The organism is Burkholderia sp. Ax-1724 (assembly GCF_011752995.1).
Classification (GTDB): Bacteria; Pseudomonadota; Gammaproteobacteria; order Burkholderiales; family Burkholderiaceae; genus Paraburkholderia.
In genome coordinates, this window is record NZ_VWWL01000020.1 from 121,687 (window position 1) to 143,848 (window position 22,162).

The 22,162-nt window shown below is 66.7% G+C and carries 18 protein-coding genes, 1 tRNA gene and 1 riboswitch; of the genes, 11 read left to right on the top strand and 8 right to left on the bottom strand.

What is annotated here, in order from left to right:
* The first annotated feature begins 1 nt into the window (after position 1).
* Complete coding sequence (locus F3J19_RS23385) at positions 2-5,419, top strand: AAA family ATPase (RefSeq protein ID WP_167046736.1); 5,418 nt, start codon at positions 2-4, stop codon at positions 5,417-5,419.
* Positions 5,420-5,451: 32 nt separating this feature from the next.
* On the opposite strand, the gene F3J19_RS23390 is transcribed toward F3J19_RS23385, so the two are convergent.
* The 6 genes from F3J19_RS23390 to pepN form a co-directional block, all read right to left on the bottom strand.
* On the bottom strand, positions 5,452-5,889 hold the full coding sequence (locus tag F3J19_RS23390; RefSeq protein ID WP_167046739.1) for a hypothetical protein: 438 nt from the start codon (positions 5,887-5,889) through the stop codon (positions 5,452-5,454).
* 166 nt (positions 5,890-6,055) lie between these two features.
* Positions 6,056-6,131 (bottom strand) — tRNA-Thr (locus tag F3J19_RS23395).
* A gap of 74 nt (positions 6,132-6,205) precedes the next feature.
* Entirely contained in the window at positions 6,206-7,222 is a 1,017-nt protein-coding gene (locus tag F3J19_RS23400; RefSeq protein ID WP_167046742.1) for a class 1 fructose-bisphosphatase, read from the bottom strand.
* Positions 7,223-7,362: 140 nt separating this feature from the next.
* Complete coding sequence (locus F3J19_RS23405) at positions 7,363-7,815, bottom strand: HigA family addiction module antitoxin (RefSeq protein ID WP_167046745.1); 453 nt, start codon at positions 7,813-7,815, stop codon at positions 7,363-7,365.
* A gap of 16 nt (positions 7,816-7,831) precedes the next feature.
* Positions 7,832-8,113, bottom strand: a complete 282-nt coding sequence (locus tag F3J19_RS23410; protein ID WP_167046748.1) for a type II toxin-antitoxin system RelE/ParE family toxin — start codon at positions 8,111-8,113, stop codon at positions 7,832-7,834.
* 171 nt (positions 8,114-8,284) lie between these two features.
* Positions 8,285-10,990: an aminopeptidase N gene (gene pepN, locus F3J19_RS23415; RefSeq protein ID WP_167046751.1), complete on the bottom strand. Its 2,706-nt coding sequence runs from the start codon at positions 10,988-10,990 to the stop codon at positions 8,285-8,287.
* A gap of 445 nt (positions 10,991-11,435) precedes the next feature.
* On the opposite strand from pepN, the gene F3J19_RS23420 reads away from it, so the two are divergent.
* Positions 11,436-12,140, top strand: a complete 705-nt coding sequence (locus F3J19_RS23420) for a DUF4136 domain-containing protein (protein WP_167046754.1) — start codon at positions 11,436-11,438, stop codon at positions 12,138-12,140.
* Between the two features lie 97 nt (positions 12,141-12,237).
* On the opposite strand, the gene F3J19_RS23425 is transcribed toward F3J19_RS23420, so the two are convergent.
* Together F3J19_RS23425 and F3J19_RS23430 are read right to left on the bottom strand one after the other, a co-directional pair.
* Complete coding sequence (locus tag F3J19_RS23425) at positions 12,238-12,810, bottom strand: TMEM165/GDT1 family protein (protein ID WP_167046757.1); 573 nt, start codon at positions 12,808-12,810, stop codon at positions 12,238-12,240.
* Positions 12,811-12,822: 12 nt separating this feature from the next.
* Positions 12,823-13,037: riboswitch (yybP-ykoY riboswitch) on the bottom strand.
* 24 nt (positions 13,038-13,061) lie between these two features.
* Positions 13,062-13,310, bottom strand: a complete 249-nt coding sequence (locus F3J19_RS23430) for a hypothetical protein (RefSeq protein WP_167046760.1) — start codon at positions 13,308-13,310, stop codon at positions 13,062-13,064.
* Between the two features lie 311 nt (positions 13,311-13,621).
* On the opposite strand from F3J19_RS23430, the gene F3J19_RS23435 reads away from it, so the two are divergent.
* The 9 genes from F3J19_RS23435 (at position 13,622) to F3J19_RS23480 (ending at position 22,134) form a co-directional block, all read left to right on the top strand.
* Positions 13,622-14,464, top strand: a complete 843-nt coding sequence (locus F3J19_RS23435) for a beta-ketoacyl synthase chain length factor (protein ID WP_167046763.1) — start codon at positions 13,622-13,624, stop codon at positions 14,462-14,464.
* Complete coding sequence (locus F3J19_RS23440; protein ID WP_167046765.1) at positions 14,448-15,242, top strand: lysophospholipid acyltransferase family protein; 795 nt, start codon at positions 14,448-14,450, stop codon at positions 15,240-15,242. The genes F3J19_RS23435 and F3J19_RS23440 overlap by 17 nt, the downstream gene beginning before the upstream one ends.
* Entirely contained in the window at positions 15,217-15,516 is a 300-nt protein-coding gene (locus tag F3J19_RS23445) for a phosphopantetheine-binding protein (RefSeq protein ID WP_167046768.1), read from the top strand. The genes F3J19_RS23440 and F3J19_RS23445 overlap by 26 nt, the downstream gene beginning before the upstream one ends.
* Positions 15,517-15,519: 3 nt before the next feature.
* Positions 15,520-15,771: an acyl carrier protein gene (locus F3J19_RS23450; protein WP_167046770.1), complete on the top strand. Its 252-nt coding sequence runs from the start codon at positions 15,520-15,522 to the stop codon at positions 15,769-15,771.
* Positions 15,771-16,433 carry a hypothetical protein gene (locus F3J19_RS23455; RefSeq protein WP_167046773.1) on the top strand — a complete coding sequence of 221 codons (663 nt, stop codon included), beginning with the start codon at positions 15,771-15,773 and terminating at the stop codon, positions 16,431-16,433. The genes F3J19_RS23450 and F3J19_RS23455 overlap by 1 nt, the downstream gene beginning before the upstream one ends.
* The gene (locus F3J19_RS23460) at positions 16,430-18,145 is read left to right on the top strand and encodes an AMP-binding protein (protein ID WP_167046776.1); all 1,716 of its coding nucleotides are present in this window, start codon (positions 16,430-16,432) and stop codon (positions 18,143-18,145) included. Before F3J19_RS23455 ends, F3J19_RS23460 begins: the two co-directional genes overlap by 4 nt.
* Positions 18,145-20,019 carry a glycosyltransferase family 2 protein gene (locus tag F3J19_RS32750; protein WP_240159184.1) on the top strand — a complete coding sequence of 625 codons (1,875 nt, stop codon included), beginning with the start codon at positions 18,145-18,147 and terminating at the stop codon, positions 20,017-20,019. Before F3J19_RS23460 ends, F3J19_RS32750 begins: the two co-directional genes overlap by 1 nt.
* Positions 20,020-20,098: 79 nt before the next feature.
* Positions 20,099-21,706, top strand: coding sequence for an aromatic amino acid ammonia-lyase (locus F3J19_RS23475; RefSeq protein WP_167046856.1), 1,608 nt, complete (start codon positions 20,099-20,101; stop codon positions 21,704-21,706).
* The gene (locus F3J19_RS23480) at positions 21,703-22,134 is read left to right on the top strand and encodes a thioesterase family protein (protein WP_167046779.1); all 432 of its coding nucleotides are present in this window, start codon (positions 21,703-21,705) and stop codon (positions 22,132-22,134) included. Before F3J19_RS23475 ends, F3J19_RS23480 begins: the two co-directional genes overlap by 4 nt.
* The last annotated feature ends 28 nt before the right edge of the window (positions 22,135-22,162 follow it).

The following is a 22,162-nucleotide window of genomic DNA, read 5'->3' on the forward strand; positions in this document are numbered from 1 at the left end:
CATGGTCGTGATCGAACCGCTCGATAGCCGAGGCGCAACGAAGGGCAAGCGCGGGAAGCCCGGCGTCAACATGCTCGACTACCTGTACGAAGGGCAGGAGCAGCAGCCGGGCTACCTGCTCGATGGCACGGAGCAGAACACCAGCGCCTGGCGCGGCGACCTCGCGAAGGCGCTCGGCATCGAGGGGCAGCCGGTCGATCGCACCACGTTGTGGAAGCACGCGCAGGGCTACATGGGCAACGGCCTGAACGACGTACCGAACGCCGGGGTGCTCGACGACGTGACCGGGCCGGACGGCAAGGTGACGACGCCCGCGCACAAGGTCGGCCACGCGATGGTCCTCTCCAACGGCAAGGACTTCAGCCTGGCCTACGCCGCCTCGTCCGAGCACGTGCGCGCCCGGATGCTCAACGCGAGCGACAAGGGCGTGAGCGAGGCGATGGACCTGATCCGCCGTTACACCGAAAGCCGCATCGGCAACCAGCCGGTCGAGACGCGCGGCCTGCTCTACACGACGCACCAGCACTGGACCGCGCGTCCGGTGTTGGGTAAGACCGCGAAGACGCCCGACGCGAACGCGCCGGAAACGCCCATCGCCGGCATGAACAACGTGTACGGCGAGCACCAGGCCAACCTGCACGTGCACATCATGCTGCTGAACGCCGCGCTGGCCGACGACGGCACGCCGCAAGGCAAGGTGACGGCGCTGAACGACCGCGACCTGTACAACCGGAACCTGCAATACGCGGCGGACATGGTCTACAAAGCGACCACGGCCCGCGAACTGATGGACCTCTTCCGGTACGAGAAGGTGATCGAGCGCGACGCGCTGGGCAACGAAACCGGCCAGATCGACTACCGCATCGTCGGTTTCTCCCAAATGGCGCTCGACCTCTCGTCGGACCGCCAGGCCGAGGCGCTGAAGCGCGCGGCCGACAAAGGCATGAAGGTGAGCGATGCGTTCTACCAGACCCGCGCGAGCAAGGACAACGAGCCGGCGTACGAGGAACTGATCGCCCCGGGCGGCTTGTGGGAGCGCCAGATCGGCGCCCTTGTGGCCCACGGTCGCATGGTCGCACCCGACGATTTGTTGCGCCAATCGGCGCACATCGGGCTCGGGCCGCGCCACGACGACACGATCCTCGAGAACCTGCACAAACGGTTCGGCATCAACTTTTCGCGCGTAGACATGCTGGGCGAACTCGCCAAGGAACACGGTCCGTTGTTCCCGGCGACCGCGCAGGCGCAAGAGGCGCTGATCGACCAGTTCATGCAGCGCAACAACCTGGAGCGTTACGCTGCCATCGAGAAGGCCGGCCTGCTCACCTACTCGTCCGGTCTGTACGTCGGGCAAGAGCAGGCGTTCATGCAGAGCGTGCGCGACCGGGCGACCGACGCCCGCACCGCGCTCACCGGCGACATCGAGGGGTACCTCGCCGCCTACGAGGCGAAGAAGAGCGCGGAGATGGTCCGCAAGAACGGCCCCGACGCCGAGCCGATCAAAATGTCGGACGAGCAGAAGGCCGCCGCCCGTATGCTCGCCGGCCCCGGCGGCACCGTGGTGCTGCGGGGCTGGGCGGGCACCGGCAAATCGTTCTCCATCGGTGCGATGACCGACGCATGGAAAGCCGAGGGCCGTGAGGTGTACGGCTTGGGCCAGGCGTGGACCGCCGCAACGATGCTCGAAAGCGAGTCCGGCGTGAAAGGTTTGTCGGTCGCCTCGTTCTTGGCGAAACTCGAAATGGGGACAATCGAAATGGCGCAAGGCGCCGTGGTGCTCGTGGACGAAGGCGGCACGCTGGACGTGCTCACCGGCCGCAAACTTCAGGCGGCGGTGGACGCCGTGGGCGGCAAGTTCGTACTCATGGGCGACGACGAGCACCAGCAGCAGGCGATCGGTGTGGGCGGTGCGCAGAACGCCGCGGTCCGCGCTGGCGCGCCGGTCACGGAGATGACCAACATCAACCGGCAACGGGCCGGCCTCGTCGTGGGCCAAGACGCCAACGGCAAGGACATCCGCAGTCACAAGGCCATTTCCAACCTGCTGTACGCCAAAAAAGGCCAGGCGGCCGTGGACGCCTTGAAGGCCGAAGGCATGATCGAGGTGGTCGATAAGGGCTACCGCGCCGAAATCGAAACGCTCGCGCGGCGATACGTGGACGCGGCAAAGATCGACTGGAAGACCGGGGAAACCGTCATCCGGGACGGCAAGCCGGTACCGTTGGGGTTGCACCAAAAGGTGATGTTGGCCGGTGAGAACGCCGACGCTGATGCGTTGAACCAGGCCGTGCGTGATCTGCGCCAGCAACGCGGCGAGGTCGGCGCGGACTTCACGGTGTTGGCCTACAAGCACAACAACAAGATGGGCCGGCAGCAACAGGTGCTGGGCGGGGGCGACCTGCTGCGCTTGGGATCGGTGACGAAGGAGTACATCGAAAACGACCGAGCCCGCAAGGCGATCAAGGACCAGCGGGCGACCAACCGGAACGCCTACGAAAACGCCAACGTGACCTTCAAGCGCAAGATCAAGGCGGCGGAGGCGGCGGGGAACCCCACGAAGGCCGCCAAGATCGAGGCCAAGCGGCTCGCGGCCGAGAAGGCGTTCCAAGACCGGGACGTGCGGCTCCACGAGCAGCAGTTTCGCCACACGTCGGAGGAAATCGAAAAACACCGGCGGCAGCAGCAGTATTTCGACAAGCAGATCGCCGAGGCGCGCAAGAGCCCCGACGAAACGATCGAGGTCAAGAGCAAGGGCGTCAAGACGGGCATCAGGAAATCCCTTGCACAACTGCTGGCCGAGCGCGACGCCGACGCGTTGAAGTTCCGGTTGAGCGAACTCGGCGTGCAGAACGGCACCAAAGCGGAAATCGTGGGCTGGCTGGACGACCCGAAGCATCCGGGCGACAAAATCCTCACGCTCAGAATCCTCTCGGACCTGCCCGACGACACCAACGCCCGCGGCGATCGTCGGCTGGTCGATGTGCGCACGTGCGATTACCAGCATTTCCAACTGGGTTACGCGGGCACCAACTTCAGCGCCCAAGGCCAGTCGAAAGAGGCCGCGTTCGTATACGCCGCCGGGATGAACGACCACCAGAAACTGGTCCCCGCGCTCACGCGGCACAAAGACCGCATGACCATCGTGGGCAACGAGGAGGACATCGGGAGCCTTGTGAAGGCGATCGAGAAGGACAACCTGAAACTCTTGGCGGAGGACGTGCTGCGCGACAAGACCGTGCTGAACGCCGGCACCCAGCAGCGGCTCGCCGATCAAGCCGCCGCCGCGCAGGCCAAGCGCGACGAGGTGGCGGCGCACGCCGAGGCGACGCTGGCGACGTTCAACCTGCGCGTCCGGGCGACGGCACACGACGCCCGCCGCGACGTGATCGCGGCGATGGCCGACGAGCACGCCAAGCGGGCCGGCGACTCCAACACGTTGAGCGCCGTGGCGAGCGCGGGCGACTCCCAGGCGCTCAACGCCGCGATCCGCGAGCGGTTGAGGCAAGACGGCCGCATTCGGGGCGCGGACGTGACCTTGACCGTGACGCGTGGCGCCATGATCGACGGCTCAACGTTCACGCCGGAGGCGGACGTGCAGAGCCGCGGGGCCGAGCGGTACTACCGTGGCACGCTGGAGGAAACCGGCCGCCGCCTGTACGACCCCGCCGATCCGAAAAGCATGTCGCCCTATGCGCTCATCCGCGGGCGCGACGGCCAGACCCACTACGTTCACGGCGTGGACGTACCGAGCGCGATCGAGCGCGCGGGCTTGGCGATCGGCGCCACGGTCGAACTGCGCAAGGGCGGCGGAGAAGCGGTACAAGTGACCGACCCGGAGCATCCGGGCCAGACCATGCTCACGACGCGCAACGGCTGGACGGCCACGGCGCACGACTTCGCAAAGCACGACGCCGTGCAACGCGAAGCGTTCGACCGCGACACCGCGCAGCGAGCCGAGGCTCTGAACGCCAAGACCAAAACCTTGTCGCTGGACGTCGCCGAGGGCGACGTGCTGGCGTTCAACAGCCCGAAGGCCGCCGCGGTGACGCACGGCTTGACCGATCCGGCGAGCGTGCGCCTGGCGGTCCTCAACGTCAAAGGCGGCGAGCAGCCGGAAATCCACGCCCGCGTGATCGGCGCGAACGAGAAGCACCCGGACCACGGCAAGGACATCGTGCTCACGAACGGCGCGGGCGTCGAGCACGCGCACGCCATGCCGCTCTTCAAGGCCGAGCAACTGGCCGCTGGTAAAACCGTGCAGGTCATGGCCGCCGAAGATGGTCGCATCAAACTGGACGACCTGCGCAAGGTGCAGGCTGCAGCCGACGCCGTGGTGCTGCGTGGCACCGGCCAGGCGTTCAGCGCCACGGGTACGACGATCGGCCAGACCTTGCACAACCGGACGGACACCACCGAGCGCGCGCAAGCGGCCCTGCATTCCGTCACGGACCGCGGCGATCGGGCGCCGGTCGCGGTGGTTCACGCGGAGCGCAAACCCGAGGCGTTGAAAGCGCTGGGCCAAGCCTACGTGGAGAGCCAGCAGCACGACCGGAACAAGATCGCCACCGCCGGGAACGTCGCCGACGTGCGCCAGGTCAACAACGCCGTGCGCGACGCGCTGCGCGAGGCGAACCTGCTGGGCGCGCAGGACGTGGTGGCGAACCCGACCAGCAAGAGCCCGCTGGCCCTCGCCGACGGCGAGCGCCTGGTACTGCGAAGCGAGAAGGGCGCGTCGTCGTTCAACCTGAAAGAGCGCCTGGAAGAGCCCGCGCAGGCGACGTACCGCGTTCGCGGACTCGAAACCGACCGCGACAAGGGCGTGTCGGCGGTGCTGGAGGTCGAGAGCACGAACGCGAAGGACGACGGGCGCATGTTCACGGTCAACGACCGGGCGCTGGCGTACATGACCCACGCCTACGCGACGACGCACGACAAGGCCGCCGCCCTGAACCGTACCGAGGTGCTGGCGTACGTCACCGAGAAGGACAAGCCGCAAGCGGTGAGCAACGTGCTCACGAACCCGGCGCACGGCGCGGTGTACGGCACCACGACCAACGTGCAAACCTTCACCGGCAAGATCGACGGCGCGCAGCGCGTGGCCGCGCAGGCGCTGGATCGGGCCGCGTCGTTGCAGAACCGCGAAGGGATCGAGCGCGATCAACGGCTCCAGCAGGCCGAGCAGCAGAAGCAGCACGCAGTCGAGCAGGCCCGGGCGGCCGAGCACGCGCAGAAGGTACAGGCCGAGGCCCAAGCGACCGCGAGGCGCGAGGCCGACCTGAAAGCCGTGGCCGAGGCCGTCGCGGAGAAGCGCCAGGCCGTCGAACGCGAGAAACAGCAGGCGCAGCAGCGAGGCCGGGTGCACGAAATCGAGCACCCGGCGCAGCAACAGCAGCGGCGCGGCCGAGGCATCAGCATGTAAAACGACAACGGGGCCGATCGGCCCCGTTTGTTTTACGGCGTGCTGCGCCGACGCTGGTACGGTGGCAGGTCGGGCGCGGCTTCGTCCGCCGCATCGCCGAGCACGCCGGCTTGGCGTTGTTGCTCGGCGACGAGCCAGCGGTCCAGCGCGTCCGACACCATCGCGCTGAACGCCAAGCCTTGCTGCCGGCGCAACCGTTCGGCGTTCGTCGGACGACCACGACGTTTCGGCGGCGGCGGAGGAGGGGCAGAGCGGGAACGGGAAACGGCGGGGGCAGTGACGGCGGACGGCGCCGGTTTTGCGTCCGGCTCCACACCGTCCAGCCAGTCGGCGACCCTGGCGATGCTCCACACCCACGAACTACCGACCTTGCGACCGGGGATGGGGAACGTACCGCTCGCCAGTTGATTGCGTACCGACTGCGCGCCGGCTTTCCCGTTTTTTCCCAACGCGACGGCGACCTGATCCACGTTCAGTACAGCGGTACCGGGGAACAAGGCCGTCAACACGTCGAGCGAGGAAGACTGGGAAAATCTTGGGAAAACCGGGAGCGTTATCGCGTTATTCTGCGTTATGTCCCGTTATGGAGGGTTTGGGCTGGAAGCCTTACTGGGTAAGGCTTCCAGCGGTATTACTTGGTGCCGGAAAGAGGAATCGAACCCCCGACCTTCGCATTACGAATGCGCTGCTCTACCGTCTGAGCTATTCCGGCATCAGGAGAAAAGAGATTATAGGGATTACTTTGGTGCTTTGGCAAGCCCCTCGGCGCATTTTTTTATTTCGAGATCACTTTTTCGCTTCGAGGTGATAGCGGGTCACGCGATCGACCTCGTTCTTCGAACCGAGGAACACCGCGACGCGCTCATGCAGGCTCTTCGGCTGAATGTCGAGGATGCGCTTTTCGCCATTGGTCGCGGCGCCGCCGGCCTGCTCGACGATGAACGCCATCGGATTCGCTTCGTACATCAGACGCAATTTGCCCGGCTTGTCCGGCGTGCGCTTGTCGGCCGGGTACATGAAGACGCCGCCGCGATTGAGGATGCGATGCACGTCGGCGACCATCGATGCGATCCAGCGCATGTTGAAGTCGGCCTGGCGCGAACCTTCCTTGCCGGCCTTCAGTTCGCCGATGTACTGCTGAACCGGCGGATACCAGTGACGCTCGTTCGAGGCGTTGATCGCGTACTCGCGCGTTTCGACCGGAATGCGCATGTCGCTTTGCGTGAGCACCCACGAGCCGAGTTCGCGATCGAGCGTGAAGCAGTTCACGCCGTTGCCGGTGGTCAGCACGAGCACGGTTTGCGGGCCGTACACCGCATAGCCCGCGGCGACCTGCTGCGTGCCCGGTTGCAGGAACGACTGCTCGGTGGCCTGATGGCCGTCCGGGCAGCGCAGTACCGAGAAGATCGTGCCGATCGACACGTTGACGTCGATGTTCGACGAGCCGTCGAGCGGATCGAACACGAGCAGGTATTCGCCCTTCGGATAGTTGGCCGGGATCGGGAAGAACTGCTCCATTTCCTCGGACGCCATGCCAGCCAGGTTGCCGCCCCATTCGTTGGCTTCGAGCAGGATTTCGTTCGAGAGGATGTCGAGCTTCTTCTGCACCTCGCCCTGGACGTTTTCGCTGCCCGCCGAGCCGAGCGCATCGCCGAGCGCGCCTTTGCTGACGTGGTAGCTGATCGCCTTGCAGGCACGCGCAACGACTTCGATCAGGAGGCGCAGGTCGGCAGGCAGGTTGTTGGTTTCGCGCTGCTGCTCGATCAGGTACTTCGTGAGAGTGGTACGACGTTGCAAAGACATTGCTGTACTCCGGGGAGGCTAGAGGAATATCGGGATTTTAACCGTTCGTTGTGTCGGCTCCATGCATTTGCTGTGCTGAGGCGTGCGACGCCGTGTGGTGCGGCGTGGCATCGTTTGCCGCACGTATGGCGCGGCAGCCTTCAGCCCTTGCGGCGCGCCTTGCCGGCGGCGTTGCCGCTGACGCTCGCCGCGAGCGCCGCGGCCCGCGCGTGGCCGGCCGGCACGCTCGGCATTTTCGGGCGCTCGGCGCGCGGCAGCGGTTCGATCTCGCGCGCGATCTGCTCGCCCGCGGCGGCGGTGGCGACGCGCAGGTCGTAGGCGATTTGCAGATTGAGCCAGAATGGCGCGCTGGCGCCGAAGTAGCGCTCGAGCCGCAGCGCAGTATCGGCGGAGATCGCGCGGCGGCCGCGCACGACGTCGTTGACGCGCGGCGCCGGCACTCGCAGCGCGAGCGCGAGCGCGTTGACGGACATGCCGAGCGGCTCGAGAAACTCGCTGCGTAGAATCTCGCCGGGATGGATCTCGGCAATGACCTCGCCCGTATCGACGTCCGAGAAATCGATGCTGTTGAGCGCGGAGCGTTTGATGACCATGTCGGTCTCCCAATAGTCAGTGATAGTCGACGATCTCGACATTCAGCGCGTCTTCGCCCACGAAATGAAAGCAAATGCGCCATTGCGCATTGATGCGAATGCTCCATTGCCCGCTGCGCAGGCCCTGCAAGGCTTCGAGCCGGTTGCCGGGCGGCGCGTGCAAATTCGCGATGGAGCTTGCGGCGTCGATCATCAGCAGCTTGCGATAGGCGAGCGCCTGGATGTGATGCGGCAGCGAATGCACGAACTTGCCCTGGAAGATTCTCGCGGTGGCCTTGTCGGCGAATGTCAGTATCATGGATGATATAACGCGTCACGTTAAATGTAAATAATTAAACCGAGGCGTATACTTTCTCCTTGCGAACGAGGCATGAACAGTCGGCCAGATGGCTAATGTCGCCACCGCCAGACGAAAAAAAGCCGGCAACGCGTGCCGGCTTTTCGGTGCGGTGTGAAACTCAGCGAGGCATTACGCCAGCGCCTTCTCGACGATCTCGCGCACGTCGCGCGATTTCACCTGCGCGGCCACTTTTTCGAGCGCCGCGCGCATGCTGTCGCGCAGCGCCGGCGTGAAGCGGCGCCACAGTTCGAGCGAGCGCGCGAGGCGTGCGGCCACCTGCGGATTGAGCGCGTCGAGCGCGATTACCTGGTCGGCCCAGAACGCGTAGCCCGAGCCGTCTTCGGCGTGGAACTGCGCGGGGTTCGCCGCGCAGAAGCTGAAGATCAGCGCGCGCGCGCGGTTCGGGTTCTTCAGCGTGAAGGCCGGGTGCGTCATCAGCCTGCGCACCGTGTCGATGACCGGATGCTGCGCGCTGCCGCGCTGCGTCGCCTGCAACGCGAACCACTTGTCGATGACGAGCGGCTCCTTCTCGAAGCGCCGGTAGAAGTCGTCGAGCGCGTGCTGCGCCTCGGCGCTGCCGCCTTGCGGCGCGCCCGCGTTGAGCAGCGCGGAGAGCGCGGCTGCGCGATCGGTCATGTTGTTCGCGGTGTCGTATTGCGCGGACGCGAGGCGCACGGCTTGCGCCGGATCGTCGAGTTCCGCGAGATACGAGAGCGCGAGATTCTTCAACGCGCGATGCCCGGCCGCCTCGGGCGTCGCTTCATACGCGCCCGGCGTGCGATGCTGCTCGTACACCTTCAGCCAGTCGTCGCGCAGCGCGTTGGCAAGACGCTTGCGCACGAACTGCCGCGCCGCATGAACCGCGGCCGGGTTCGACTCGGCCATCTGCTCGGCCAGATACGCTTCGGACGGCAGCATCAGCGCGAGTTCGCGGAACGCCGGCGACAGCGTCTCGTCGGTCAGCACGCGCGCGAACGCGGCAACCACCGAGTCGTCGAGTTGCAGCGCCGCGCCCGTGGCCGCGCGTGCGGCGAGCGCGAGCAACTCGCGCGTGGCGAGCCGCTGGCCGGCTTCCCAGCGGTTGAACGGATCGCTGTCGTGCGCGAGCAGGAACGCGAGCTGTTCGGCCGTGTAGTCGTATTCGACGATGACCGGCGCCGAGAAATTGCGCAGCAGCGACGGCAGCGGTTCCTGCGCGACGTCGACGAACGTGAAGGTCTGCTCGGTCTGCGTGAATTCGAGTACGCGCGTGGTCGATGCCGCCGCCTGCGCCTCGCCGTCGAGCCGCAGCGGCAGATCATGGCCGTCCGCGCCGATCAGGCCGAGCGCGAACGGAATCAGCAGCGGTCCCTTCTGCGTTTCGCGCGCGGCCGGCGCGGCGTCGCCGTAACCTTGCCTGAGCGTCACGGCGTAGCGCTGCTGCGCGGCGTCGTAGCGGGTGCGCGCCGACACGCGCGGCGTGCCGGCCTGGCTATACCAGCGCTCGAACTGCGCGAGGTCGCGGCCGTTCGCGTCGGCGAGCGCGTGGCGGAAGTCGTCGCAGGTCACGGCCTGGCCGTCGTGGCGCGCGAAGTACAGGTCCATGCCCTTGCGGAAACCGTCGCGGCCGAACAGCGTCTGATACATCCGCACGACTTCCGAGCCTTTCTCGTAGACGGTCATCGTGTAGAAGTTGTTGATCTCGACGTAGCTCTCCGGGCGCACCGGATGCGCCATCGGGCCCGCGTCCTCGGCGAACTGCATCTGGCGCAGCACGCGCACGTCCTCGATGCGCTTGGTCGCGCGCGCGGCTTCGTCGCTGCTGCCCGTCTGGCCGCCCGCCATGTCGGCCGAGAACTCCTGGTCGCGGAACACGGTGAGCCCTTCCTTCAGGCTCAGCTGGAACCAGTCGCGGCAGGTCACGCGGTTGCCGGTCCAGTTGTGGAAGTATTCGTGGCCGACCACCGCCTCGATGTTCGCGAAGTCGGTGTCGGTGGCGGTTTCGGGGTTCGCGAGCACGTACTTCGTGTTGAAGATGTTGAGCCCCTTGTTCTCCATCGCGCCCATGTTGAAGTCGCTGACCGCGACGATCATGAAGCGGTCCAGATCGAGTTCGAGCCCGAAGCGCGCCTCGTCCCATTGGATCGAGTGGATCAGCGAGTCCATCGCGTGACGGGTCTTGTCGAGATCGTGCGGCTCGACCCACACCTGCAGCAGCTTTTCCTTGCCCGAGCCGGTCTTGACGCGTTCTTCGAGCGCGACGAGCTTGCCCGCGACGAGCGCGAACAGGTAGCTCGGCTTTTTGAACGGGTCTTCCCAGCGCGCGAAATGGCGGCCGTCGGGCAACTCGCCTGCTTCGAGCAGATTGCCGTTCGACAGCAGCACCGGATAGTCGGCCTTGCTCGCGCGCAGTGTGACCGTGAAGCTCGCCATCACGTCGGGGCGATCGAGGAAGTAGGTGATGCGGCGAAAGCCCTCGGCCTCGCACTGCGTGAAGAAGTTGCCGCTCGAGACGTACAGGCCCGACAGCGTGGTGTTGTCCGCGGGATTGCAGATACTGGTCAGCGTCAGCTCGAAGCTGTCCGGCACGTCGTCGAGCACGAGGCCATGCTCGTGCGGATGCGCATGGGAAAACGGCTGGCCGTCGAGTTCGGCGCCGACGAATTCGAGCTGCTCGCCCATCAGTTCGAGATGCGCGGCGCGCGCTGCGTCCGGGTTGCGGCGCACGCGCATCGTATTCCTCACGACCGTGCGTTCGGGGACCAGATCGAATTCGAGCGCGACGGTGTCGATCAGGAAGGCGGGCGGCGCGTAATCGGCGCGGCGGATCACATTGGGCGTTGCGGTATCGGCCATGGCGTTCTGTGGTGGTGGACTCGAGCGGTCAGGCGCGCGCAGGGCGCGCGAGCCGGGCTTGGTCGAGCCATTGTACAAAGCCTCGGGCGATTGTGCGGAACGATGCGGGGGCGAGCTTCGAAGCCTGGCGGTACGACCTGACTGTGCGGCCTGGCCGGGCGTCGATAGCGGGCCGCCGGCTTCGTTGCGCCTTGGCCGGGAAGAACCTTTTGCCGGCCGGCGAGGTCAGCGTATTATCGGGCGCTGCGCGCGGCGGCAGTCCGTGCGGTCAGTGTGGTCCGTGAACGCGTGGCGGCGGGTTCCGCGCCTCGGGCCGGCATCGATCCGCTTTGGCGGATCAGGTCGCGCGAAGAGGTCACGCGAAGAAGCGCGCCACCGGCACGGAATAATCGCGCTCGATCCACGGTTTTAATTGCAGCACTTCAGACGCATCACGAGGTAGACCATGAACACCGATCGATGGACGCGCCGCATCATGCTGCTGTTCGCGGCACTGACGTTGCTGCTCGCCGGCTGCACGACCTATGTGACGACCCAGGTCACGGCGTTCTCCGCGTGGAGCGGCAGCGACGCGACCCGCACCTATGCGTTCACGCGACACGAGGATCAGCAGAACAATCTGGAGCTGACCGCGTACGAGCGGATCGTCGCGAACGAACTGGCCGCGCAGTCGTTCCGCGAGGTTCCTCGCAACGAGGCGCGCTATCTGGTCGAACTCGCCTACGGCATTCGCTCGGACATCGTGACCGTCGCGGAACCGGTCTATTACAACCCGTGGCCCGGTCCGTACTGGGGCCGGCCGTTCGATCCCTGGGGGCCGTGGGGACCGTTCCCGACCGCTTACGTGAATCAGAGCTACCCGGTTTTCACGCATCTGCTCGGCATCCGGATGACCGAGCGCGCGAGCGGCAAGGAGGTCTACAACGTGAGCGCGCGTAATTTCGGCGGCGAGTCGTCGCTGGTCAGGGCGATGCCGTATCTCGCGCGCAGCGCGCTCGCCGATTTTCCGCTCGGCAACGGCGCCGTGCATACGGTGAAGATTCCGGTCGGCAACGGCGGCATGGCGGTGACAGAGGTGTCGATGCCGGCTGCGGCGCCGGCGGCGGCGTCGGGCACCTCGGGCTCATCGGCCACCAAGCCAGGGCAGTAAGCCGCGCTCGCGCGGTACGCCGGCACCCGGCGCACCATGCAAAACCACGCAAAAACGGCCCGGCAGGCGTGATCCGCCGGGCCGTTCGCTTTGCCGCCTAAACCCCCACCCCGAGCAGCGCCATCGCCCCGAGCACGACGAACATCACCGCCGCGATGCCGTGCACGAGCTTCGTCGGCAGACGATGCGCGAAGCGGTCGCCGAGCAGAATCGCCGGCACGTTGGCGATCATCATGCCGAGCGTCGTGCCGGCCACCACGCTGAAGAAATCGTGAAAGCGCGCGGCGAGGGCGACCGTCGCGATCTGCGTCTTGTCGCCCATTTCCGCGATGAAGAACGTGACCACCGTCGCGCCGAACACGCCGAAGTGCGTGCGGTTGGTGTTGGCTTCCTCGTCGTCGAGCTTGTCGGGCACGAGAATCCACAAGCCCATGCCGATGAACGAGGCGGCGAGCGCCCAGCGCATGATGGCCGGCGTCAGCATCGAGCCGAGCCACGCGCCGAGCGCGCCGGCGCCCGCGTGATTGATCAGCGTCGCGACGAGCACGCCGAGAATGATCGGCACGGGTTTGCGGTAGCGGGCGGCGAGCACGAGCGAGAGCAGTTGCGTCTTGTCGCCGATTTCGGCGAGCGCGACCGCACCGGTCGAAATAAGGAAGGCTTGATTCACTTTGAAGGGATTCCTCGGGCCGAATCATGAACGAGCGACGACCCACGACACGCCGGGCCCTGTTGCGGCGCGTGTGGATCATCGGTCTCGCCAGGCCAGAGGCTGCGGCTGCCATGGCCGTGACGGCCAAGTCTGTTGACAGGCGCCCTCGCGAACCGCACGTGCGACGCACCGGTGAAACGCGGTGCGGACGTGCTGCGAGGCGGCTACTCCCCAATGAGGGCCGGAGTATAACAGAGCCGGCGGTGCGTTTACCGCGGATATCGGGCCGATACCGGACTGATACCGGTCTGATATTGCACGGATATTGCACGGATGTTGCGCGGATGCCGCGCCGCGCATACGGCGCCGGCTGTGGCGGTTTGCAACAATTGCCAGGAAAGGCCGCAAACGATTTTCGGAAAGCAGGGCGCCGCTCCCGTCTCGCCCGCCACCCCGAAAATTGCCGCCGGCCCCGCGCGCAAGCCTTCCCGGCGGGCCCGCCGCAGCGTTTCGGCCATTTTTGTCAATTCGTCTGACAGTTTGTTGTTTTAAGGCTCGGATACAGATGGATACGTCTTTCCTGGCTGATTTAATCCAGAATATTCAGTATGATTCCGGCGACAAAAGGAGCCTGAGCCAATCTCGCAGACCCATTGACAAAGGCGCCTAAATAATCGGGGCCAATTGCCGATAATTCGCTGAATTCCCCCTAAGAAGATTGGTCGATCCCGGCTGAAAACATCCCGATCCGCGCGGCGCCACACGCTGTGACGGCTGTATATTCCGTCAGGCGCTTGAGCCTTTTCCCGTTTCTACGCGCGAACACCGTATGCCCGATCTGCACTGGACCATTCCGGTCGGTCGCTGGTCTAGCTGGCCGGCTACCGCATCTGCCGCACCCGATATCGGCTTTATCGAGCCGATCGTGCGGCGGCGTCTCAGCACGCTGTCCAAAGCCGCGCTCAAGGTTGCGCACGATTGTGTCGCGCGCGAGCCGGTGCGCGTGGTTTTCGCGTCGCGGCACGGGGAATTGCGGCGCACCACCGACATCCTGCGCAGCATCAGCGCCGGCGAACCGGTTTCGCCGACCGCGTTCAGCCTGTCGGTGCTCAATGCGATGACCGGCGTCTTCGGCATTGCGCGCGGCGACCGCTCGGCCGCGAGCGCGGTGTCGGCCGGCGCGCAAACGCTAGGCTATGCGCTGCTCGAAGCGTATGCCCAATACGCGACGCAACCCGACTCGCCGGTGCTGCTCGTCTACGCCGACGAACCGGCCGATCGCGCTTACGGCACGATCGAAGACGAAGTACAAGGCGGCGCGCTCGCGCTGCTGCTCGACGACACGGCGGCGGCCGGGCACATCGTATGCTCGCTGTCCCGCGCGGCCGGCTCGCGGTCCGCGCCGGTTGACGGCGCCGCGGCCAACGTAACTGCGGCCACCGCTAATCTGGCCAGTAACCTGGGCGCCAACCCGGGCAACGCTGCCGCCGAAGCCGCTGCCGCCGCTAACAACCCGCCTGCCAACCCGAACACCCTCGCCGCCGACACCGTCGCAACCCGCTTCCCCACCCAGAGCCAGGCGCTGCTGCACTGTCTCGAAACCGGGCAGCCCGCGCGCTGGGAGCGGGCCGGCGCCCTCTGGCACTGGAGATGGCATGACCGCGCGGCTTGATTACCTGTGGCGTCTTTGCGCGACCGGCATGGCCTTCGTCGTGTTCGGCCTCTGCGGCATGCTGTTTTCGGTGCTTGTGTTTCCGCTCGCGTGGCTGTGGCCGCATCGCGCGTCGCGGCAGCGCGCCGTGACCGCCGTGATCCACTGGTTTTTCCGCGCGCTCGTCGCGGTGCTGCGCGGCGTCGGCGTGATGGAACTCGAAGCGTCGGGCGCGGCCGCGCTGCGCGCGGGCGGCCCGGCCGTCGTCGTCGCCAATCATCCGACCTATCTCGACGTGATGGTGCTGCTCTCGCTCACGCCGCGCGCGTGTTGCGTCGTGAAGAACGCGCACTGGCGCAATCCGTGTTTCTGGGGCATCGTGCACGCGGCCGAATACGTGAGCAACGCGGACGCCACCGAACTCGTCGAAGCGGGTGCGCGCCAGCTTGCGGCCGGCTACACGATGATCGTGTTTCCCGAGGGCACGCGCAGCCCTGCGCCGAACCGGCTGCACGCGTTTTCGCGCGGCTTCGCGCATATGGCGCTGAAGGCCGGCGCGCCGATCGTGCCGGTGCTGATGGATTGCGACCCGCCCGCGTTCACGCGGCAGATGCGCTGGTACGACGTGCCGGCGCGCGCTTTCCGGATGCGCGTGAACGTGCTCGCGCCGCTCGGCGTCGGCGAACTTGCCGCGCACGACGCGACCCCGGCCCTCGCGGCGCGCAGCGTGACGCGCGCCGTCGAAGCCCACATGACCCAGCACCTGTTCGATTATGGATTCTTTAAAACTGGAAATTAAAAAGCTTCTGATCGAAGCGCTCGATCTCGAAGACCTGAGCCCCGCCGATATCGACGACGATGCCCCGTTGTTCGACACCGACGGCATCGGTCTCGATTCGATCGACGCGCTCGAAATCGGCATCGTGCTGCGCAAACAATACCAACTAACCATCGCGGCGAACGACGAACGCACGCGCGAACACTTCCGCTCGATCAGCACGCTCGCCGCGCTCGTCGAGAGTCAGCGCGAAGCGTCGCAGGCTGCGAACGAAACCACCAGGAAAGGGGAATGAACCGTGACCGAGACTGAGATTCTTGAGCGCATCCGCGCGATCTTCAAGGAGAACTTCGCGATCGAGCCCGAGCGCGTGACGCCCGAGGCGCATCTGTTCGAAGACCTCGATCTCGACAGCATCGACGCCGTCGATCTCGCGATCAAGCTGCAGGAAATGACCGGCCGCCGTATCAAGCCCGAGGAATTCAAGTCGGTGCGCACCGTCGGCGACGTGATCGGCGCGGTCGAGTCGCTGCTCGCGGCGCAAGGCTGATGCCCGCCGCGCGCTCGCGATCGCAGACGGCGCCGTCGTTGTCCGCCGCGCCCGGTACGCGGACTCACTGGAGCAGGGCCGTCGTGCGGGGGCTGCTGATGCTCGCGTATCCGGTGCTGATCCTGTGCGCATGGCATTGGGACACGCCACGGCTCGTCGGCTTCATGCTGCTCGCGATCCTGTGGCTGCAGCGCTGGGCCGGCGGCGGTCCGCTCGCGCTGTCGCTGCGGCAGCTTTCCGCGCTCGACTGGGGCGTGCTCGTACTGCTCACCTGCGCGTCGGCGGCGATCGTCGTGACCGACAGCGAGCTGTTGCTGCGTCTCTATCCGTCGCTCGTCAATCTCGGGCTGCTCGTCGCGTTCGGCGCGACGCTCGCGCGCGGGCCCTCGATGATCGAAAAATTCGCGCGGCTCGGCAATCCGAACCTGCCGGCCGACGCGGTGCGCTATACGCGGCGCGTGACCCAGGTATGGTGTGCGTTTTTCGTCGCCAACGGCGCGTTTTCGGCGTATACGGCGCTGTACTGGAGCCGCGCGAACTGGTCGCTCTATAACGGCGCGATTGCCTATGGGCTGATCGGCCTGCTGCTCGCCGGCGAGATCGTCTGGCGTTATCTCGTCGTGTTGCCGCGCGCCGCGCGAGCGGGTTCGGAGGCCGCATGATCGCGCTGCACGATCTGCTTCCGGCCGTCGCGTCGAGTGCGCCCGATACGCCCGACGCGCTCGATACGCCGGTGTGCCGCGACGGCGCGACGCTCATCGACCGCGCGGCGTTTCGCGCGCGCGTCGCGGCACTGATCGCGCTTGCCGAGACCCATGCGGCGCCGCGCTGCGCCCTGTGCATCGACGACCCGTTCGATTTCTCCTGCGCGTTGTTCGCGCTTTTCGCATGCGGCAAGGAGCCGGTGATCCCGGCCAACGCGACGCCGGGCTATCTGGCCGATCTCGCGGACGCCTACGACTTCATGCTGACGGACGCCGATCTGCCGCCGTTCGCCGCGCGCGACGCGACTCATGCTGCCGCGACGCATGCTGCCAGCCCGATCGATCCGCATGCGCCGCTCACGCTCTACACATCCGGCAGCAGCGGCACGCCGAAGCCGATCCGCAAGACGCTCGCGCAGTTCAACGCCGAAGTGCAGACGCTCGAACGGCAGTGGGGCGCGTTGCTCGGCGATGCGACGATGCTTGCGAGCGTGCCGCATCATCACATCTACGGGCTGCTGTTTCGCGTGCTGTGGCCGCTCGCGGCCGGCCGCGCGTTCGACCGTGCGATCGGCACGGAGCCGCTGCAATTGCAGGAGCGCATCGCGCAGTGCGGCGCGACCGCGCTCGTTTCGACGCCCGCGCAATTGTCGCGCTGGCCCGCGTTGCCGGGCTTTGCCGCGCTGACCCCGGCGCCGCGCGCGTTCTTCTCCTCGGGCGGCCCGCTCGCGGCCGACGCCGCGCAGCACTATGCGTCCGCCTACGGCGCGGCGCCGCTCGAAATCTACGGCAGCACCGAAACCGGCGGGATCGCGTGGCGTCGTCAGGATCACGGCGACGCGTGGCAGCCGGTCGCGGGCGCCGAGGTGCGGCGCGACGACGGCGCGCTGTGCGTGCGCTCGCCGCATCTCGATCACGATGGCTGGCATCGCACCGGCGACCGCGTTGCCTTCGATGCCGATGGCCGTTTCCGTCTGCAAGGCCGTCTCGACCGTGTGCTGAAGCTCGGCGGCAAGCGGGTCTCGCTGCCGGAACTGGAAGCGCGTCTCGTGCTGCATCCGTACGTGGCGCAAGCGGCGCTCGTGCCGCTCGAAGGCGCCTCGCGCGAACGGGTCGGCGCGGTGGTCGCGTTGAGCGAGGCGGGCGGCGCGGCCTTGCGCGAGGAAGGCCGGGTGGCGTTCGCGAAAACGCTGCGCCGTCATCTTGCCGATTATTTCGATGCGGTCGTGCTGCCGCGTCACTGGCGTTTTCGCGCGAGCCTGCCGTTCGATGCGCGCGGCAAGCTGCCCGCGAGCGCGGTGGCGGCCGCGTTCGAGCCGCGCGCCGAGGGCATGGAAGTGCTCGCCGAAACGCGCAGCGGTGACACGCTGCACTACGAACTGCGCGTGCCGCCCACGCTCGTGCATTTCGCCGGCCACTTTCCGGGCCTGCCGATTCTGCCGGGCGTCGTGCAGATCGACTGGGCCGTGCGGCTTGCGGCCGGACATTGGCCGAAGGTGCGCGCGCTTGCCTCGGTCGAGCGTCTGAAGTTCATGGCGCCGGTCCCGCCGGGCGCGGTGCTCGGGCTTACGCTGACGCACGACGCCGCGCGCCGGCGCGTGCAGTTCGCCTACCGGCTCGACGGCCGCGAATGCGCAGCGGGCGTGCTCGTGCATCGGGAGGATGCGTGATGGGCATCGCGGCCTGCATCGTCATTCCGATCTATAACCACAAGGACGCGATCGGCGCGACCGTCGCGCATCTCGCGGTGCATGGCCTGCCGATCTTCGTCGTCGATGACGGCAGCGACGAGCCGACCCAACAGGTGCTCGCCGCGCTCGCGCGGCAGTACGCGGAGCGGCTTACGCTGCTGCGTCTGCCGCACAACGGCGGCAAGGGCGCGGCGGTGATGGCGGGCTTGCGGGCCGCGCGCGCGGCAGGCTACACGCACGCCTTGCAGATCGACGCCGACGGCCAGCACGATGCCGCCGACGTGCCGCGCTTCATCGACGCGGCGCGCACCGCGCCGGGCGCCGTGATTCTCGGCCGCCCGGTCTATGACGGCAGCGTGCCGAAGGCGCGTCTCTATGGGCGCTATCTGACGCACGTATGGGTGTGGATCGAAACGCTGTCGCTGACGATTCGCGACTCGATGTGCGGCTTTCGCCTCTATCCGCTTGCGCTCGCCTGCGAACTGATCGACAGCGTGCGACTGCCGACGCGCATGGACTTCGACATTGAGATTCTCGTGCGCCTCTACTGGCGGCGCGCGGCATTCCGCTCGATTCCAACGCGCGTCACTTACGCCGCCGATGGCGTGTCGCATTTCGACGTGTTGTGGGACAACGTGCGCATCAGCCGCAGCCATACGCGGCTCGTGTTCGGCATGCTGTGGCGTTTGCCGATGCTGCTCGCGCACAAGGTGATGCCGCGCCGTGGTGTGCTGGTCGATGAGGCTGATGGGGAAGCGAACGGCAAAGCGGCGGATAAAGTTGCCGCCAACGCCGCGGACACCGCCAACACCGCCAACGCCGCGCGTGACGCGGCGGGCCAACCCACCGGCAACTCGCCACGCAAACCCGCGGACGAACCCGCGCAAGCCGCCGCCCCCGAAGCCTGGTGGCGCATCGCCGAACGCGGCAGCCATCTCGGCATGAGTCTGCTCGCGCTGAGCTGCAAGCTGTTCGGCCGCCGCTTCACTGCGCTCTGGTTGCATCCGATCGTCGCGTATTTCCTGCTGACGGGCCGTGCTGCGCGCAAGGCGTCGGCCAACTACTTCAGGCATCTGAGCGCGGCCGCATCGTCCGCCGATGCCGATACCGACACGCCGCAGCCGGGCTGGCTGTCCGCCTATCGGCACATGCTCGCGTTCGCGCAGTCGGGCTTCGACAAGCTCGCCGCGTGGAGCGGCCGCGTCGACGCGGCCGACGTCAGCTTCGACGATCCTTCGGCATTCGAAGCATTGATCGCGAGCGGCAAGGGCGCGCTCGTGATCGGCGCGCATCTCGGCAATCTCGAGATGACGCGCGCGCTTGCCGTGCGCGGCGCACACGCGAAAGTCACGGCGGTGGTCTATACCGAACACGCGCGGCGTTTCAACGAGGTGCTCGCGTCGGCCAATCGCGACTTCGCGCGGCATCTGCTCGAAGTCGGCGATTTCGGTCCCGAGACCGCCGTGCTGATGCAGCAGCGCATCGAGGCGGGCGAGCTGCTCGTGATCGTCGGCGACCGCGTGCCCGCGCGCGAAGCGGGCCGCACCACCGACGCGCAATTCCTCGGCGCGAGCGCACCGTTCGCGCAAGGGCCGTACGTGCTCGCGCATGCGCTCGGCTGCCCGGTGTATCTGTTCTTCTGTCTGAAAGAGCGCGACGGCTATCGCATGTACTTCGAGCCGTTCGCCGAGCGCATCGAGCTGCCGCGCCGCGAACGCGCGCAGCATCTGGCCGCATGGGCGCAACGCTATGCGCTGCGTCTCGAACACTATTGCCGCAAGGCTCCTTATCAATGGTTCAATTTCTTCGATTTCTGGGCGAGCCCGAGGCGAGGCGCAAATGGCCGAACATGATCTGAGCGCGGCGCACGAGGCCGGCGCGGGTACGAACGTGGACCCGGACAGGCATGCGCAGATGAACCCGCGCATCGATATGCACATCGACCCGCACACCGTTCCGCGCACAAGCGCCGAGGCGATCGTGATCGGCGGCCGTCGCCTGACGATCGAAGAGGTCGTCGCGATCGCGCGGCACCGCGCACCGGTCGCGTTGAGCGCCGATCCCGCGTGGCGTGCGCGCATCGAGCGCGGCGCGGATTTTCTGCGCCGCCATCTGGCGCAAGGCGCGACCGTCTACGGCGTCAACACCGGTTACGGCGATGCCTGCGTGGTCGACGTGCCGATGGAACTCGTCGAAGCGTTGCCGTTGCAACTGACGCGCTATCACGGCTGCGGCATGGGCGCGTATCTCGACGACGCGCAAACGCTCGCGGTGATCGCGGCGCGCCTGAACTCGCTCGCGTATGGTTTTTCCGGCGTGCGGCCCGTGCTGCTCGAACGTCTCGCCGACCTGATCAATCACCGCGTGTTGCCGCGCATTCCGTCCGAAGGGTCGGTCGGCGCGAGCGGCGATCTGACGCCGCTCTCGTACGTGGCGGCGGCGCTCGTGGGCGAACGCGAGGTGCGGTTCGCGGGCGCGTCGCGCGAGGCGCGCGGCGTGTGGGCCGAACTCGGCGCCGCGCCGCTCACGCTCGCGCCGAAGGAAGGGCTCGCGCTGATGAACGGCACGGCCGTGATGACGGGGCTCGCGTGTCTCGCGTTTGCGCGCGCCGATCATCTGACGCGGCTCGCCGCGCGTCTGACCGCGCTGTCGACCGTCGCGCTCGACGGCCGCGCCGCGCATTTCGACGCGCTGCTGTTCGAGGCGAAGCCGCACTTGGGCCAGGCTGAAGCGGCCGCCTGGATTCGCGACGATCTCGCGGGCCGCGACGATACGCCCGGGCATCGTCTGCAGGACCGTTATTCGATTCGCTGCGCGCCGCATGTGATCGGCGTGGCGCGCGATGCGCTGACATGGGTGCGCCGCGACGTCGAAAACGAGCTGAACAGCGCGAACGACAATCCGCTGATCGACCCCGACAACGAACGCGTGCTGCACGGCGGCAACTTCTACGGCGGCCATATCGCGTTCGCGATGGATGCGTTGAAGGTGGCGGTCGCCAATCTCGCCGATCTGATGGACCGGCAGCTCGCGCTGCTCGTCGACGTGAATTTCAACAACGGCCTGCCGCGCAATCTGTCGGGCGCCGCGCCCGCGCGCGCGGCGATCAATCATGGCTTCAAGGCCGTGCAGATTTCGTCGTCCGCGTGGACCGCCGAAGCGCTCAAGCACACGATGCCCGCGAGCGTGTTCTCGCGCTCGACCGAGGCGCACAATCAGGACAAGGTCAGCATGGGCACGATCGCCGCGCGCGACTGTTTGCGCGTGCTCGAATTGACCGAACAGGTGGCCGCCGCGCACACGCTCGCGACCGTGCAGGCCGTGAAGCTGCGCTTGCGCATCGATGCCGCGACGCCGGTGCCGGTGCCGCTGCGCGAGTTCATCGACGCAGTGAGCGCGCAATCGCCCTTCGTCGATGAAGACCGCGCGCTGGAAGGCGAACTGCGGGCATTGACCGCGTGCATCGGCGCGTGCGAACTGCTCGACGGCGATCGGACCACGGCGGATTCATCCCGCCAACGCAAAGGACGCGACGCATGAGCGGAACGCCGAAAACGCTGAGCGCGAGCGCGACGGTCGAAGTGCCGTTTCACGACGTCGACGCGATGAACGTGTGCTGGCACGGCAACTATCTGAAGTACTTCGAGATGGGCCGCGCCGCGCTGCTGCGCGCATTCGACTACGACTATCGCGAGATGCAGGCGTCGGGCTATCTGTGGCCGATCGTCGAGGCGCATCTGAAGTATGTGCGGCCCGCCGTCTACGGGCAGACGCTCGACGTGCGCGCGCAACTGCTCGAATACGAAAACCGCCTGAAAATAGGCTATGAAATCGTCGATTGCGCATCGGGCACGCGCCTGACGAAGGGCTATACGATTCAGGTCGCCGTCGATGCCGCGACCCAGGAATTGCAGTTCGTGTCGCCGCCGGTCGTGTTCGAAAAACTGGAGCGTGTATGGGGGCGATGAGGGGAATGATGAGGAAGCCGATGGAAGG

Excerpts from the sequence above, each read along its gene's own strand:
- pepN (WP_167046751.1), bottom strand. The coding sequence starts at position 10,990 with ATGGCCGATACCGCAACGCCCAATGTGATCCGCCGCGCCGATTACGCG.
- F3J19_RS23480 (WP_167046779.1), top strand. The coding sequence starts at position 21,703 with ATGAGCGGAACGCCGAAAACGCTGAGCGCGAGCGCGACGGTCGAAGTG.
- F3J19_RS23435 (WP_167046763.1), top strand. The coding sequence starts at position 13,622 with ATGCCCGATCTGCACTGGACCATTCCGGTCGGTCGCTGGTCTAGCTGG.
- F3J19_RS23460 (WP_167046776.1), top strand. The coding sequence starts at position 16,430 with ATGATCGCGCTGCACGATCTGCTTCCGGCCGTCGCGTCGAGTGCGCCC.
- F3J19_RS23385 (WP_167046736.1), top strand. The coding sequence starts at position 2 with ATGGTCGTGATCGAACCGCTCGATAGCCGAGGCGCAACGAAGGGCAAG.
- F3J19_RS23405 (WP_167046745.1), bottom strand. The coding sequence starts at position 7,815 with ATGGTCATCAAACGCTCCGCGCTCAACAGCATCGATTTCTCGGACGTC.
- F3J19_RS23475 (WP_167046856.1), top strand. The coding sequence starts at position 20,099 with ATGCACATCGACCCGCACACCGTTCCGCGCACAAGCGCCGAGGCGATC.
- F3J19_RS32750 (WP_240159184.1), top strand. The coding sequence starts at position 18,145 with ATGGGCATCGCGGCCTGCATCGTCATTCCGATCTATAACCACAAGGAC.
- F3J19_RS23420 (WP_167046754.1), top strand. The coding sequence starts at position 11,436 with ATGAACACCGATCGATGGACGCGCCGCATCATGCTGCTGTTCGCGGCA.
- F3J19_RS23455 (WP_167046773.1), top strand. The coding sequence starts at position 15,771 with ATGCCCGCCGCGCGCTCGCGATCGCAGACGGCGCCGTCGTTGTCCGCC.
- F3J19_RS23400 (WP_167046742.1), bottom strand. The coding sequence starts at position 7,222 with ATGTCTTTGCAACGTCGTACCACTCTCACGAAGTACCTGATCGAGCAG.
- F3J19_RS23440 (WP_167046765.1), top strand. The coding sequence starts at position 14,448 with ATGACCGCGCGGCTTGATTACCTGTGGCGTCTTTGCGCGACCGGCATG.
- F3J19_RS23430 (WP_167046760.1), bottom strand. The coding sequence starts at position 13,310 with ATGGCCGAAACGCTGCGGCGGGCCCGCCGGGAAGGCTTGCGCGCGGGG.
- F3J19_RS23410 (WP_167046748.1), bottom strand. The coding sequence starts at position 8,113 with ATGATACTGACATTCGCCGACAAGGCCACCGCGAGAATCTTCCAGGGC.
- F3J19_RS23445 (WP_167046768.1), top strand. The coding sequence starts at position 15,217 with ATGGATTCTTTAAAACTGGAAATTAAAAAGCTTCTGATCGAAGCGCTC.